Origin of the sequence: Methylophaga sp. UBA3613 (assembly GCF_002375415.1) — a bacterium.
Classification (GTDB): domain Bacteria; phylum Pseudomonadota; class Gammaproteobacteria; order Nitrosococcales; family Methylophagaceae; genus Methylophaga.
The window spans coordinates 317,427-333,101 of sequence record NZ_DFLS01000006.1; the positions used below are offsets into that span (position 1 = coordinate 317,427).

Annotated in this window: 11 protein-coding genes; 5 read left to right on the forward strand and 6 right to left on the reverse strand. The window is 45.0% G+C overall.

Translation table 11 applies throughout. From position 1 onward, the window contains the following. Position 1: 1 nt before the first annotated feature. On the reverse strand, positions 2-676 hold the full coding sequence (locus B3S93_RS07740; protein ID WP_292357415.1) for a response regulator: 675 nt from the start codon (positions 674-676) through the stop codon (positions 2-4). Then, positions 673-1,854: a sensor histidine kinase gene (locus B3S93_RS07745; RefSeq protein ID WP_292399225.1), complete on the reverse strand. Its 1,182-nt coding sequence runs from the start codon at positions 1,852-1,854 to the stop codon at positions 673-675. The genes B3S93_RS07740 and B3S93_RS07745 overlap by 4 nt, the downstream gene beginning before the upstream one ends. 360 nt (positions 1,855-2,214) lie before the next feature. Between B3S93_RS07745 and B3S93_RS07750 the strand changes: the two genes are divergently transcribed. The 4 genes from B3S93_RS07750 (at position 2,215) to B3S93_RS07765 (ending at position 9,492) form a co-directional block, all read left to right on the forward strand. Beyond that, positions 2,215-4,539 carry a DUF1989 domain-containing protein gene (locus B3S93_RS07750; RefSeq protein ID WP_292399227.1) on the forward strand — a complete coding sequence of 775 codons (2,325 nt, stop codon included), beginning with the start codon at positions 2,215-2,217 and terminating at the stop codon, positions 4,537-4,539. A gap of 247 nt (positions 4,540-4,786) precedes the next feature. Then, the gene (locus B3S93_RS07755; RefSeq protein ID WP_292399229.1) at positions 4,787-5,986 is read left to right on the forward strand and encodes a cyanate transporter; all 1,200 of its coding nucleotides are present in this window, start codon (positions 4,787-4,789) and stop codon (positions 5,984-5,986) included. Between the two features lie 213 nt (positions 5,987-6,199). Then, entirely contained in the window at positions 6,200-7,441 is a 1,242-nt protein-coding gene (locus B3S93_RS07760) for an ATP-grasp domain-containing protein (RefSeq protein ID WP_292357424.1), read from the forward strand. Between the two features lie 50 nt (positions 7,442-7,491). After that, the gene (locus B3S93_RS07765) at positions 7,492-9,492 is read left to right on the forward strand and encodes a hypothetical protein (protein ID WP_292357426.1); all 2,001 of its coding nucleotides are present in this window, start codon (positions 7,492-7,494) and stop codon (positions 9,490-9,492) included. 58 nt (positions 9,493-9,550) lie between these two features. Here B3S93_RS07765 and B3S93_RS07770 read toward each other — a convergent pair whose 3' ends face one another. After that, the gene (locus B3S93_RS07770; protein ID WP_292399231.1) at positions 9,551-11,161 is read right to left on the reverse strand and encodes a sensor domain-containing diguanylate cyclase; all 1,611 of its coding nucleotides are present in this window, start codon (positions 11,159-11,161) and stop codon (positions 9,551-9,553) included. A gap of 254 nt (positions 11,162-11,415) precedes the next feature. Further along, positions 11,416-12,048, reverse strand: coding sequence for a LysE family translocator (locus B3S93_RS07775; RefSeq protein WP_292399234.1), 633 nt, complete (start codon positions 12,046-12,048; stop codon positions 11,416-11,418). 89 nt (positions 12,049-12,137) lie between these two features. Here B3S93_RS07775 and B3S93_RS07780 point away from each other — a divergent pair, with 89 nt between their 5' ends. After that, a complete protein-coding gene (locus tag B3S93_RS07780) occupies positions 12,138-12,830 on the forward strand; it encodes a hypothetical protein (protein WP_292399236.1) in 693 nt (230 codons plus the stop codon). Positions 12,831-12,891: 61 nt separating this feature from the next. On the opposite strand, the gene B3S93_RS07785 is transcribed toward B3S93_RS07780, so the two are convergent. Continuing rightward, the gene (locus tag B3S93_RS07785) at positions 12,892-13,341 is read right to left on the reverse strand and encodes an RT0821/Lpp0805 family surface protein (protein ID WP_292357434.1); all 450 of its coding nucleotides are present in this window, start codon (positions 13,339-13,341) and stop codon (positions 12,892-12,894) included. A gap of 133 nt (positions 13,342-13,474) precedes the next feature. Further along, positions 13,475-15,586 (reverse strand): sensor domain-containing diguanylate cyclase, encoded by a 2,112-nt coding sequence (locus tag B3S93_RS07790; protein WP_292399239.1) that lies wholly within the window; start codon positions 15,584-15,586, stop codon positions 13,475-13,477. Positions 15,587-15,675: the final 89 nt, after the last annotated feature.

Genomic DNA, 15,675 nt, shown 5'->3' on the forward strand with positions numbered 1-15,675 from the left:
TTCAGCCTTCCCGGTCCGGCAAATCAGCCGAGTGATTATTGTGAGCCCATGCCGCCAATTCCAGTCGCGAGTGCAGATTCAATTTACGCAACAGGTTTTTGACATACACTTTGACCGTGCCATCGCTAATCCCTAACTCGCGGGCAATCAATTTATTGTTCAACCCCCTGGATATATGAAATAGCGTTTCACGTTCCCGTTCTGTCATCTGGGTAAACGCCGCATTCGATTGGTTGCCGGTTTCCGTTTTATGTTCGCGAAGATGTGATGCAAGAGATGTGACGGCTCCGGCGTTGATCACCACATTGCCTTTTACCGCTGATATCAGTTGGGAGAGGATTTCATCCGGCGGTGTATCTTTTTGCAGAAAACCGTTAGCCCCGGAACGCAACGCCTCAAGTAAAACTTCCTGATCATTGCAGGCGGTGATAATAATGATTTTGAGTTGCTCATCATGGTTGCGAAGCTGTTTGAGCACGTCTAGTCCCGACTGCTCTGGCATCTGTAAGTCGAGTAACAGAATATCCGGATAGGTATTGCTTAAATTGTTTAATAACGACCTGGCAGAATCATATTCAGCAATCACTGTCAGTTCATCACTGTCATTTAGCAGCTCCACTACCCCACGACGAAACAGTGGATGATCATCTACCACGACCACGGATATAGGCTTCATACTTTATCTCCAATATCCATATCCAGTTGCACCAATGTGCCACCATCATGCCGTTGCGATATTTGCAGTTTTGCGCCCACCCGCTCGGCACGCTCATGCATTATTTGCAAACCAAAACTGTCACTACGCGCTGCTGCGAAATCAATGCCTGTGCCGTTATCTTCGACCTGGATATGCAGTTTCCTGGGGTCTTTCAATATCAGTCTGACCCGGGCATGGCTTGCATGAGAATGCCGTACGATATTGCTGAGACTTTCACGAATAATGTAAAGGATCTGAATAGACTGTTTCGGTGGCAACAGATTCGCTGGCAACCGGTTATCCAATTCAAATACAATTGCTGACTGCTGTTCAAATTCTCTTACCGAATTGGTCACGCCCTGGGACAGACTCTCACTTTGCATGGTCAGTCGCGAGGCAGTGATCAGTTCACGAGTCTGATGATAGGCACATTGGGTATAGGCAGTCAAATCCTCAGTAATCGGCTTCAGCTCGGCAAACTCTGTTTTGAGACATAACTTATCAAGCTTGGCACTTTTAAGTTTCAGGTAACCCAGCACCTGGGCCAGTGAATCATGCAGCTCTGCAGCATAAATCGCCCGTTCTGCAGCCAACGCCTGTTTAACCTTGCTCTCACGTTGAAACCAGGCTTGTAAGCCCTTGGCAATAATCTGCTCCATTAACACCATTTCCCATTTGAGTTTTTTTTCATTCGGCAATGCCTGACTGAAAACCATCAAAAGCCAAATGGTCTGATTATCATGCTCAAAAAGACGGCTTGGAACACATGTAACTGAAGTTCCGTTTATCTGCAGATGAATATAACCATTTTCTTCTGGCCTTCTGATAGTGAAATGCTGATGCAGACTCTGAATCAATTTTTGTGATGGCGCTTGTTCCATCGAATGATGCAAAAATGATTCTGACGTTAATGGGTTGCTGAATAACACCAGTAGATCGCCCTGCTCAGCAGGAATGAATTGCTCATCTATCAATCCCTGTAACGAAGAGAGTACCTTGGGCAGAATTTCATTAATATCGTTGGCGGTTGCCAGTTTAAAAGCCAGATCATTCAAGTCCAGAGGAGGTTTGGGTTTATTTTTATGTTTTACAAACTGTAATTGCTGACTCAACCATTCTTGTATCGTTGGCCAGTTTTTCCGTTTGATATTGAGCATGACTCCATTGTCCTTCGGCTGAGGTCTTTTTTATCTCTACCGGCAGCTTTGGGCCAGTAAAAGACAAATAGCCACGAATACCATTTATCAGTGTAAAGCGTCATCACGCGAGGTTTTCCTTGCTGGAGACAGCAGTTTTTATGCCATCTAAAGTCAATTCAAGCCGGGGTAACCCCAATGAGGTATGCCATCAGGAGAATTGCTGCAATCTTGTTGAAGATAAATAGTGTGTCAGTAACAAGCAGCCATTTTTTTGGGAAAAGCAACTTCCTTTTATGCACTTTAATGTTGCGAAAAACTGAAAAAATGCACCAGATAAGCTCATATTTATCGCAGATTTTTCGTAATTGGGAATAACAGATGTTAGAACTGCAACAACAACAATGGGGGAAAGATTATTTTTTCACTTCCCCCTCAGAGAAGGTTATCAAACACTATCGATTAGCGGGGCATCAAGCGATAAAACTCTCGCTGTTGGCTGGCGATAAACTGGCAATATCCAGTCAGGATAAAGCGCAGAACAGTGAACTTATCGTATTGAATTCCAATGGCAAATCGGCGCCAGAGCTCCTGGATAACCGCCCCCCTGTTCCAGCAGTGACTATCAAACAACAGCTTGAACAGACAGGGGCAGCTGCAGAACAATTACGTGGTCAATTGGCAAACTGGCAAATTGATTCGAGCCATCTTGAGCAGGTTCTATCTATCTCAGGGTCAGAGACGGCAAATTTAACAGCGCTCAACGAGCTTAACGTCATCATCGTCGCGGCGGGTGCAAAAATGACGGTGGATCAACAGTCACCGGTGACAGAGATTGATATAAAAGTCACCTACGTCGAACCCAACAACGATTCATTGCCGGAGCCTTTAGGCCCGATTAAATCCGAGTTGCGAATCCCTCTCGCCTCAGCAAAAACCTATGAAGTCCAGAAAGGCGAATGGATCCAGATTATCGATGTTCATGGTAAGCAATGCTCCGACTTTGTCGCCTTTGATAAACAAGCCTTGGAACAGGGCATAGAAGTTGGTCTTGATGCGACCGCAACCCGGACGGTGATGGGCTTGAGTAATCCGGTTCCCGGTCTAAACTCACGTTTTCTGGGAACCGATCTGTTATCGATGGTGGAAGTGGTACAGGATACCGTCGGTCGTCATGACAGTTTCCTGTTGGCCTGCACACCAAAATACTACGACGACAACGGTTATTTTGGACATATCAGCTGCACCGAGAATTTTAACCGGGTACTGGCACCGTTTGGCATCGCTCCACGTGCCGGCTGGCCAGCGATCAACTTATTCTTTAACACGGCGATTGATGATTCAGGTGCTGTCTTTATGGATGAACCCTGGTCGCGTGCTGGCGATTATGTATTGTTTCGCGCCGATCGGGATCTTATCTGTGCCTCATCGGCCTGTCCGGATGATATTGATCCGGCCAATGGCTGGCAGCCCACCGATATTCATGTGCGTATTTATGGCGCCGAACAGAATTTTCCCCGCGCCATTGCCCATCGAACCACTTCTGAGGAGTTACCTCGCATGACCAAAGCATCCGGTTTTCATAACCGAACTTCTGAACTGACCAAAAAATTTATCGACTATGCCGGCTATTGGGTCGCCAATGAATACGATGGTTGGGGAGCCAATGCAGAATACCTGGCCTGTCGTGAACGAGTAGCGGTGCTGGATTTATCAGCATTACGTAAATTCGAAGTGGTCGGCCCGGACGCCGTGGCCTTTTTACAATATGTATTAACCCAGAATGTCAGCCGCATGGCGATTGGCGAAATTGCTCACTCAGCAATATGTCTGGAAACCGGCGGCATGATTGATGACGGTACTATTTTCCGGATGGGTGAACAAGCCTATCGCTGGATATGCGGCGCGGAATATACCGGTGTCTGGATGCGGGAAAAAGCTGAGCAAAAAGGTTTTAAAGTCAGTATTCGCAATGCAACTGAACAACTGGATAATCTGGCAGTACAAGGGCCGAAAAGCCGCGAATTACTAAGCGAAATAGTCTGGACTTCGGACAGCCAACCCAGTGTGGAAAAACTCAAATGGTTTCACTTCACCATTGGTCGTCTTAGTGGACCGTCTGGCATTCCGGTGATGATTTCACGAACCGGTTATACCGGTGAGCTAGGGTATGAAGTCTGGTGCCATCCGGATGATTCACCGGCCGTATGGGATGCTGTCTGGCAAGCCGGTCAGGCTTATGATATTGCGCCTATGGGTTTTGATGCGCTGGATATATTGCGTATAGAAGCTGGTTTAAGTATGGCTGATCATGAATTTACCCATGAAATCACACCATTTGAAGCCGGCACCGGATTCAGTGTGCCACTCGATAGTAAACAAGAAGACTTTATTGGCCGTGACGCACTGGCCCGTCAAGCTCCTGCAAGTCGTCATAAACTAATGGGCATGCTGCTTGAAGGAGGCGATCCTGCGGCACATGGAGATCACGTATATAGCGGCCGATTCCCGGTAGGCATTGTGACCAGTGCGACGTATTCGCCGTTAATGGGTAAGCAGCTTGCCATGGTTAGAGTCGCTCCCGACTTTGCACATATTGGTAAGCGACTTGAAGTCGGAAAACTGGATGGCCAGCAGAAGCGACTTGCTGGTGAACTGGTTAAGTTACCGTTTTATGATCCCAAGCGTGGGAAGCTGCTTTCCTGAGAAGGTTGCTCCTGGAGGCAGCAGTATGCTGTCTCCATTCACCTTTGGGTCTGTTCTTGTAAATTAGCGGCATGAAGATTTGAATTTGAACAATAACTAAACTCCCCTGCCTCAACTTAAACCCACTGTAATAATCCCTATTCGCGCCATCTAACTATTTGCTTAGTTTCCCCTTGCCCGCCAAAATGACGTGTGGCTGATTTGCAGCAACTCTTTCTTTTCAATAAAAACCAAATAAAGGAATGGCATGTCCGCCAGAGAACACGACGCTTCAGCTCTACAGAAAATTATTTTTGCTGTTGTAATTGTGCTGGTGGCACTAAATCTGCGCCCTATCCTGGCTTCAGTGGGCCCGCTACTTCCTGCGATTCAACAGGATATAACCCTCAGTTTCAAGCTCGCATCATTACTGACAACCCTGCCTGTATTTGCAATGGGACTGTTTTGTCTGGCCGGTTACCAACTCGCCCACCGCTTTGGTGTAAATCAAATCATTGTCTTTTCAATTGTGCTGATTGTTTTGTCTGCTGCATTACGTTTATGGGCTTTCGATGCCAGTAACCTGATCATCACCGCCCTATTGGCTGGACTGGGGATCGCCTTGATTCAGGCGTTGATGCCAATGGTGATCAAAAATATTTACGGTTCACAACATCCCAGAATGATGGGACTGTATATCACCGGCATTATGTTGGGAGCAGCAATCTCCGCGTCAATTTCCCCGTTTATTGAAGCTGAATATGGTTGGCGTATGGGGCTGGGCAGCTGGAGTCTGCTGGCATTAATAGCCCTGATAGCCTGGTGGTTTTACAAGCCCGATGCCAGACGTTTTCAGGATGATGACGCACAAATTGTGGCTACTCCGGGCCTATGGCGTAATAGGCGCAGCTGGTATCTGGCAATCTTTTTTTCATTGGGTTCCAGCTGTTATGTCTGTGTTCTGGCCTGGTTATCACCCTATGCCATAGAACAAGGATACACTGCAAAGCAGGCCGGTCTGATGCTTGGTCTTCTCACTGCGATGGAAGTCGTGGCCGGTTTATTATTCCCCGCTCTTTCGGCTAAAAATATCGACAGGCGCCGAATTCTTTATGTGCTATGTACACTGCAAATTATTGGATTTGGTGGTATGGCATTTAGACCGGATATAAGTTTATGGTTGTGGTCAGCAATTGCCGGGTTAGGTATTGGCGGGATATTCCCCATGGCATTAATAGTGACCATGGATCATCAAACAAACTCTCTGCTGGCTGGCAAACTGGCTGGGTTTGTTCAGGGTATAGGCTCAATGATTGCAGCTATCGCACCATGGATCGCGGGCTGGATGCGTGATTCATTGCAAAGTTTCACTATGGCCTGGGTTGTTCTCACTGGACTTGGAATACTTGCCTTAGTAATGGCCCGCGCCTTTAACCCAAGCCGATATGTTGCCGTTTATCCACACTAAGAAGCTAATTTAGCCTTGTTAAATTCCCGCAGATGAAACCAATTTAGCCTTAATCAGTCCCCTTTAGTGTCTCATTATATCTCGCATGGGCATTGGCCCCCTGCATGACGATGGCGTCCTTCAATGACCTTTAAACAGTTCCGGTGATTATCAATATCACCGTGAAATCTGTAAGGTATTGTTTTATTTATTAAATTTCAAAGGTGGTAATTTATGGCAGAATCAGCGAAACACAGCTTCAATCCAGATAAAGGTTATATCGCATTACTGGGATGGAGTCTGAACGCTGTTGAAGCTGCCGAATCATTCGATCGACAATATGTTGTCGTCGCGCCTGATTGGGCAGAAGAATATTGCACTGAGCACAACATTCCCTATATCAAATGGAATTTTGAACGACTCAATGATCGTTCGCTTGAAATCGCCCAAACACTGCAGGAAGCCGGTGTTGATGTGGCGATTCCGTTATTTGAAGAAACGGTTGAATGGGCCGGAGCAATCAACTCAGTGTTAATGAATAACCCCAGACTATTTGGTCAGTCACTGTTATTACGTGATAAAGCCTTGATGAAGCGTCGTGCTCAGCTGGGTGGCATTCGGGTTGGTATTTTTGAAGAAGCACATGATAAAGATGATGTAGTCCGTTTTCTGAAACGCGTTAATCAGACTCTACTCAAATTGGATGGCGATCCCAATGACCCTATTCATCTGAAGGCATTTGATAAAGCAGGTTGTCTTGGACACCGGGTGATTCGTACGCCTGATGAAGTGGACATGATTCCGGATGAAGAATTTCCGGTATTAATGGAGTCGCATTTGGATGGCTGGGAATTTGCTGTCGAGGCCTGGATCCATAACGGTAAAATTCGTTTTCTGAATATTTCGGAATATGTCACGTTAGGTTATTCAGTGTTTGTTCCGGCAACACCTGAACTTGAACAATATCGTCCAGAAATAACCAGACAGATCGAAAAACTGATTAAAACGTTTGATATTGAATTCGGTTTTGTACATCCGGAATACTTTGTTACCAGTGATGGTGAAATGTACTTCGGTGAAGTCGCCTATCGTCCACCCGGTTTTAAAGTATTTGAATTACTACAGCGGGCATATGGCTTTAATGCTTACCATGCGTTGATTCTTTCTTTCGATCCGAAAACGACTGAAGAAGAAATCAGCAGCTTCTTCCCGAAAGAAGTAGTGGATGCCAAAGGCGTCGCTGGATGCTTTGGGGTTTATCCCCGTCGTCGCGTGGTCAGTCGTTTGGAAATTCCACAGGAAACCGAAGATAATCCCTATTTCGATTATCATGAATTGACTGCACCACTGGAAGAAACCGTCACTAAACGCACCGCCTTTGGTACACATTGGGGTTTGCTATACTTCTTCGGCAAAGATCCCGTCGTGATGCGTGATTTACTAAAAGAACAGGAATCATTGGATTTCTATATTTAGTCGATTACCCTAAGCACACATGCAGTAAAAGCAGAAAGCAGGTAAACAGTTTGATTGAATCCAATGTCATTGAATATCCAGATCCGAATCAGTCCTTGTTGATTGAACGCCTGGATGAAGCCATTAAGCAATTGGAACAGGCGCCAAGTTTTAGCAAGCCTACCAAGGCTGGGCGCTTGTTTGATACCGTCAAGCGGGTTTTGCATGCCAACGGTGGCTTCAAGATTATTTCACAGCATATTGAGCGTATCGAAAAAGCTGGTGCGTTTGATAATTCAGATTATGCCAAACCGCAGATCCTGATACCGGCGCTGAGTGCGCCGGCACTGCTCAGTAATGATGTCTATACGGTGATTATTGAAACCTTAAGCGAATTAAGGTTTTTGGCAGTGACCAAACAGGAATATGTGCATCCGGAAATCTCGTCAGAACAGGCTCATCATTTTCTGACACAGGTACTGGCCGTTAATCTGAAACGCTTATTTTCGGCAGCCGATGAGGCAGAACGCGAATTGCAGGGTCGTTTGGCTGAGATCAGTCGGGGCTTGTTGCACCATCTGGCAGAAAGCATTGGCTATGAGCACGTTATTGATCAATTAATTGATGAAATCTGGCGAATTCTGCAGCAACGGCCTATTCAAGTCGATCATGTCAAACAGATGGTGACGCAAATTGCTATCTGCCGCCAAAATCCCGATATTGATATGGGCAATAGTGGTCAGGGCGCCGATCGATTGATTAGCAGTCTGTTCGGGCCAACACAGGCCTGTAGAGAAGATCCGGGCGTCGAAATTTATAAGCAACGACTGCAGAGCATGGACAATGCTGCACTTCAATATGAAGCCAGCGGTTTTGCCCGTGCGATGCATGATACCGGTCTGGTGTCGCCCTATCACTCTGTATTACTCAGACATTTATCGGAAGAAACTGATTATCTGTTAAGTGAGGCATTGGGCTTATCCTCTACCGGTCGAGATTGTCTGCTGAGTTTCAGTGATCTGGTACGGGCACTTATTGCTAAAGCTATTCATCCTGAAACCGCTCAAGCAGTTTACGGTCTTTCCTTAATGCTGGAGCGTGGCATTCTTTATCAACCTGCAATGGCGCCCTCTTTGTGGCGGCAGCTATCGCTCCCTCTCTCTCCAGCGGCAGAAGAACGTTTGAATTCGTTATTTGGCGATTCTCCAGGTGCAAGCAGCCGATTACTGGAAGGCGTGTTATGTGTGCTTGGACAGCCTTTAGGCATTGGCCAGGGTAATAACCCGACCTGTCAGTCGGCCAGAGCGATGTCGATGTGGGCCTATAACGATCCGGATTATCTTTTACAGATGGTGGTTTGGGCGGCACGTGATGATGAAATCATTATGCATTTCGAAGGTAAGGCAATTTCATCACAAGACAGTCTTTCAGGACTCGCCAGTCATTTACCCATGGATCTGGATCCGGTTTCACTTATCCTGGTACCGCATCTGGATCGGATTTATGCCGAAATGGGCCGTTGCTGTATTGATCGTGAGGGTGATCCTCATCGCTGGGTTAATCCGGAGTTTCATGGCTGGTGGTGTGGTCGCGGATTCAGTATTAATGTTGATGTAGCCTCAGGCAAACTAATGCAGCTGGAGGTGTTTCTCAGACATTTCTATGCCAGTTATCACCCCTATTACAATGACAATCAGCCATTGATTCATCCTCAACCGGCAGGTATTGCGGTTACTGATAGTGCCCTGCGGTTTGTTGGCTGGCATGCGATTACTATCTTAAGGGTTACACTGGATCCAAATAGTGTCATGCGAGTCTATTTCTACAATCCCAACAATGACAGCGGTCAGAACTGGGGCGATGATATTCAGGTCAGTACGTCGGGAAATTCTGAACGGTTTGGCGAAGCATCCTTGCCTTTTGAGGAGTTTGCCTCGCGGTTGTACATATTTCATTATGATCCGTTAGAGCCTGGCCAATTTGCATTGGTCAAATCTGAAGAATTACAACGTGTAATAGATCGTATTCATCGTAGCTGGGGAGCCAGTCGCTTACCTGAACTGAACGATTGAATAAAGCTTGGTTATCTCTAAAGATGACAACAGCATCGGAGATAAAAGATAAAAAAGCCTAAGGCAGCTCAAAATGATTTTCGTGTGATGGTCTGTCGTTTGAGTCGGAGTCTGACTGGGTTAAACTAGCCACCTGGTTTCTTCCCCTGTTTTTCGCTTGATATAGTGCTTTATCAGCCTGATGAAACAATTCATCCAGATGACTGCGTCCATCCCATTGCGCCACGCCGAGACTAGCTGTAACGTTGATTTTCTGATTTCGGTAAAGAACTTCAAGTGATTCAATTTCCGCTCGAATACGTTCAGCCACCGTATTAGCCAATTCATGATCAGCGCCGGATAAAAAAACCAGAAACTCTTCCCCCCCCATACGTCCAAATAAATCTCTGGGCCTGATAGCACTACTGATCGGCTCTACAATATTACACAACACTAAATCGCCGGCTTCATGCCCCAGGTTATCATTGACCTGTTTGAAGTGATCCAGGTCGATCATTATGGCGCTGGCAGTTTGTCCATCCAACCTTAAACGCTGTAACTCACGCTGTACTTCACCGAGAAAATATCGCCGGTTGGGAATACCCGTCAGCTCATCAGTTGCGGCACTTTTAGCCAATCGTTCATTGGCTTTTTGCAATGCTTGATTGACCTCTTTCAATGCCAAAGTGCGTTCGTTCACCCGCTCCTCTAAAAACTGGTTTTGTGCTTTTAATGCATTTTCATGTTGTTTAAGCACATCACGTTGATCAGAAATCTCTTGAATCAGCATCGCCAGGCCAATCGAGACTACAGCAATAATGGCAAGATATTCCTGCGTCAGCCAAACGGCATTCTGTGGTGTATTGACGATTATCGGATGGGTACCACGCATTAAGTGTTCGACAGCAAAAACGGTAATCAAAGCAACCGTTGCTGCTGCACCGACGACGCCCAAGCGAATTGCAGCCAAAATACCAAGCAATACTAACCAGATAGGCGTGAAAAACAAAAAAGCTTTTTCATAGACTTCAACGGTAAAGCTTTGATAACCAATCACAATCACAGCCGTCCAGAGAATTAATGCTTCCAATAAATAATGTAATTTAAATTGTGGCTGCCCTGCCTGAAGCCAGCGCCATAAAACCACAATCAACGGGGTTAATACCAGCATCGCCAACGCATCACCAAACCACCACAACTGCCATAAATTAATATAGCTAGTGTCGGTTCGCCCCATTAATACATAGACGATAGCTCCAGAAAGCCCGGCGAATGAAGCCGATAAAAATGGCGCAAAAAATAAAAAACATGCACCATTTTTAAGGTTTTTGAAATTAAAATTCTGACCACTTTTGCGTCGGATAAAAAAAGCTGCCAGTGAAACCGAAGCAATGTTGATTATTGCAAAACAGCTTGCTGCCCAGACCGGAAATGCCGGTATAGACGCTACCAGCTCTGCAATGATGCCGGCTATTGCAACAAAGGGTAGATAATGTTTTGGATAAATCAGAAATGCTGCCAGTAATATCGCATTGGGAGGCCAGAGGATGGCGATACCTTCGGGGGTGATGGTCTGATGAATGGCCACCAGGGCACCAAAATAATAGGCCAGCCCAACCAGCACCATCGCTTTAACAATCTGTAAGTTCAGATATCGGCTGAACAGAAAAACTGGTTTAGAGCCAATCATTAGCAGATCGCATGTATAACGTGATTAACAAACACCTAAAACCATCCGCTGACCATTAACCTGGCTAAAAATATTTTATCAATCATCTTCCCCCCAAGAACCGGATGAATTATTCATCTGTTTCAGTTTATTTTCTGTCGTAAGTTATAACAAATGACAGAAAAATAATGCTACTGCCAGCATTTTCTTCATTAAAGTCCTTTAATGAGCGTTTGATATACCTCTTATAGCTGTAAAGCCATACATTTATATGTTTATTTCCATAATGATAAAACTATCATTGCTCCGACACCGACTAACAATATTGCGGCCAGTTTATTCAAGTATTGATGTCCTTGTTTGAAGTACGACTGACCGACAGTTGATGCCAGAAAGGCATAAACACACTTTACCCCTCCTACCGCTATAAACGTCACTAGAAAAATAACACCGGTGTCGGTAAGGGTTAACTCACTTAACGTGACCCAGGCAGGGAAAAATCCCATGTAAAACAGAATCGCTTTATGATCTGCCAATGTCACAATAAACCCCATTAAAAAACTGCTTTTTAATGAGATCCGAGGATCAACTTGTAAAGCGGGTTGTTTCAAGGCTTTTTGACGCCAAAGCAGTATTGCCAGCCAGAATAGATAAGCCGCTGCCAGCATCCGGATAAGCAATTCCCAGTGACCTATTAATGGCAGTAACAAGCCCATACCATATAGTGCAATACTGATAAACAGAATGTCGGCCATCACAATGCCCAAAGCTACGGCAGCACCATGGCTGAAGCCGTATACAGCGGCTCTGGAGGAGACTAATAGCACGCTTATACTTGGTATGGCGGCCAGTATTGCCAGGCTGATAAATAACCCCAGAGACGTATGTATATCTATAGTTAATTCCATTTATAAAAGACTCGCTGTAATGCATAATTCTGAAAGTGGCTCTGCTATTCTGACATGTAATGCTTTTACCAAACTAATTTGGCAATATCATGATGACAGCTCGTCCAGCAAAAGCTTTATTGATGCATGAACTTTTTATTAAGTTGTCGATTGTAAGCATGTTATTGCTATTCGTTTTAATAACGACCAGCTGCTCCGATACCACAGTTAACCTGCCTGACAATCAACAGAATCTATGTGAGTTGTTTCGTGAACAACCCCGTTGGTATGACTACGCAAAAGTATCAGAAATAAAATGGGGAACCCCTGTTTCCTCACAAATGGCTTTTATACAATCGGAATCGAGTTTTCAAAGCCTTGTTCGCCCACTTAGAAGCAAATTACTGGACTTAATTCCTTGGCCACGAACATCATCTGCTTATGGCTATGCCCAGGCGCAAAATCAGGTTTGGCAGGAATATCTGGCAGATAACGCCAGTCCCTTGGCCCGTCGGACACATATGAAATATGCCACAGACTTTATCGGTTGGTACAACCAACGCAGTCAACGCATGTTAGATATCTCTATGGATAACCCTAAACATCTATACCTGGCATATCATGAAGGTCAAACCGGCTATCGGCGTGGTAGTTATAAGGCTAAACCACAGGTACAGCTTAAAGCCAGGCAGGTAAGTGAACGAGCCAAAAAATACTCAAACCAACTCGCTGAGTGTGAAGATGAGTTTAAATGTCGTCATTTTTGGCAGATTGGTCCATTCTGCCCAAAGAAACAGTCCTGAAATTTATTTCAGCCATAAAAAAACCGGCTGACGCCGGTTTTTTTATCAGGTTTATTGTGGGTTACTGATTTACCCATTCCCCATTGGCGTTACGGCAAGCAGTGCCTTTAACGACTTCACGTTGCCCGTCAATATAGGCGTCCATCTCGTATTCGCGACATGGGCGGTCATTCGTTTCATAGGTACGGGTAGGAGTAACACTGTATTGTGCTCCGGTATCAGGATTATTCCAGGAATTAGTACGTCCTGTAGGGGTATTTTCAAATGTTTCATATGTGCGGCGTCTGTCCAGCTCATCCATTTCACTACCAATATGACCACCCACCATTGCCCCTAAAATAGTACCGCCTATGATGGCTGCGGTTCGTCCAGTTCCACCACCAACATTAGAACCAAGTACACCACCTGCAACACCGCCTAAACCAGCCCCCACGTTTTGTTTACTCATCTGACAACCTGCCAGACTGACGGTAAAAATTGCTGCGATCATTATCGTGAATAGGGTTTTCATACACTGTCCTTATTATTTTTTTCAATTTATAAACTTCTGACTATATTCTAACGGATTAAATTCATTACTCTTGGGCGTGAAGCACACCTTTACATAAATTTTCACTTTGCAAAATAATTACCCTTTATATGATCTAAGGAGAGGCAACCTCTACACAGTTTCGACCAGACTGTTTTGCCCGATACAGGGCCTTGTCAGCATTCTGTAGCAGCTGGTGTGGTATATCTCCTCGTCCATCCCAACTACTAATACCCACCGAGATAGTCAAAGTGCCCAACTCTTTGTCCTGATAAACAATCTTTTTAGCAGCAATTTTTTCCAATAAAGTATTGGCTCGATCCAACGCGTCCTGAAGATGGGCGGCCGGCATCAATACAACAAACTCCTCGCCACCGTAGCGACAGGGTATATCTGTTTCACGAAAATGATCCAACATCAATGAAGCAACTATACGCAATGCCATGTCACCCGCGTCATGACCAAAACGATCATTAAACTGTTTGAAATTATCGATATCACAAATCAGCAGAGATAATGATTGTTGATAACGCTCAGCAAGTTGGAGTTCACGTTGCAGGGCATCATCAAAATACCGGCGATTTTTCAAGCCAGTCAAAGCATCTTCAAATGACATGATATGCAGGTCTTCTCTATGCTTGATACCACTCAACGTCACGCTTAATCTATCAATTGCCCTGAATATAAATTGTTCAATCACTTGCCGCATTTCTGATGTTTCAGTGGAAAGATCCAGCAGTTCAAAGGTAATGAACGTTTGTTTACCCAGCCGCAAATCATCAATCTCAATTCGATACTTATCATTCAAAACAGAATTTGGTGATAAATCCGCAAATTCATTGAAGGTCGATACACGCAGCTGTAGTGGTGCAAAAACCTTATGTAATTCCTGACAAATCATATTACCGGCCTGCTGCAGGCTCTGGCTAGGTTGTAGTCGACTTATCAGGGTTTCCAGTCGAAGGCTGAAGTCATTGATCAAAGCCAGTTGATTTGCCCGTTGCTGTTCAAGTAACACGTAATTCTGTAAAGCAGCAGTTCGTTCGCTCACCCTCTGTTCCAGCAACACATTTAATTCTTTTAAAGCCAGTTGGATCTGCCGATAATGTCTTAACGAAACAACCACCAGAATTAACGCAAAGATTAACCCGCCAAAGGCCAATGGAAAGTTCACCCAGGGCACAAAACCATGAGCAATAATCATATCAATCAGAAAAAATATGGCATAAAGTCCAAACGCCCCCATGACCAACCTTTGTTCGGTATTCATCACCGTGAAATGACGAATACAAAACCAAAGCATGATCACCAGTGTGATAACAAATAACATATCGAAAATCGGGTAGAAATGGGCCAGGTGCCAGGCTCCAAACAATGTTAATACCAGACACAGCACTACATAAAGCATATGCATTTGGGCGATACGCAGCATCAATTTACCGCTTTGTACGGCGAGCCAGTAATTGAGGATCAATGCGATAAAAATCGGAATCGAAAAATACGATATAGCCGCCAAATAGGTTTTTGCTAACGGCGCATATATCAGTAGTTGTAATGCCTGGCTTTCTCCCAGCAGATTTCCTGCACTGGCAAGTGAAAATAATCCAAGATAAATAAACTCACGGTTATCACCGCGCATTGCAGAAAACGCAAATGCAATCAGTGCGATAAAGAAAAAGAATGCCGAAATCACTAAATCGCTATGCGAATTATTGAGTATATTCAGTAATGCTGCAGAGCGTTCAAGCAGCTTCTTTTCTCCCCACAAACCAATATCGGTGTAGTCAGAATAGACTCGGAAGTATAGCGTACGGCCAGCAAAATCATCTGGCAGACCAATGATATGCCATGGCCACCCCGCATACTCCCCCTTTCCCTCCGCATCAAATTCACCAAAGCGATAAATAAGCTGCTGATCGAGATAAACCTCGGCAATTAAATCAATACTGGAAATAAACACCACTGGATCGATCAGATTTATATCTGGCAACGTGGTGCGATACCAGATATTTTCTTGGCCCTGCCGATCAGGAGGATAGGTAGGCTTGGGAATGGACTGCCAGTCGGCATGACTTTCCTGATCCGGCATGGTCCATACCGGTTTTCCATCAACAAACGGTGAATCTCCCCAACGATATTGCCAATTTTCGAGATCTTTTTGTTCAGAGGTGGCTGCAGACAGTATTCCGTGAGACACCAATAGCATTATTAGTATCAGCAGACGCATCAAACGTCCTGCCAAGTAACACTGGTTGTTGGTTGAGTCAGTCATAGGCGTTAAGCGTAATGCTTTTATCCTCAGATAAAAAAATACCC

Coding starts and splice junctions, on each gene's coding strand:
- B3S93_RS07740 (WP_292357415.1), bottom strand. CDS start 676: ATGAAGCCTATATCCGTGGTCGTGGTAGATGATCATCCACTGTTTCGT.
- B3S93_RS07745 (WP_292399225.1), bottom strand. CDS start 1,854: ATGCTCAATATCAAACGGAAAAACTGGCCAACGATACAAGAATGGTTG.
- B3S93_RS07750 (WP_292399227.1), top strand. CDS start 2,215: ATGTTAGAACTGCAACAACAACAATGGGGGAAAGATTATTTTTTCACT.
- B3S93_RS07755 (WP_292399229.1), top strand. CDS start 4,787: ATGTCCGCCAGAGAACACGACGCTTCAGCTCTACAGAAAATTATTTTT.
- B3S93_RS07760 (WP_292357424.1), top strand. CDS start 6,200: ATGGCAGAATCAGCGAAACACAGCTTCAATCCAGATAAAGGTTATATC.
- B3S93_RS07770 (WP_292399231.1), bottom strand. CDS start 11,161: ATGATTGGCTCTAAACCAGTTTTTCTGTTCAGCCGATATCTGAACTTA.
- B3S93_RS07775 (WP_292399234.1), bottom strand. CDS start 12,048: ATGGAATTAACTATAGATATACATACGTCTCTGGGGTTATTTATCAGC.
- B3S93_RS07780 (WP_292399236.1), top strand. CDS start 12,138: ATGATGACAGCTCGTCCAGCAAAAGCTTTATTGATGCATGAACTTTTT.
- B3S93_RS07785 (WP_292357434.1), bottom strand. CDS start 13,341: ATGAAAACCCTATTCACGATAATGATCGCAGCAATTTTTACCGTCAGT.
- B3S93_RS07790 (WP_292399239.1), bottom strand. CDS start 15,586: ATGCGTCTGCTGATACTAATAATGCTATTGGTGTCTCACGGAATACTG.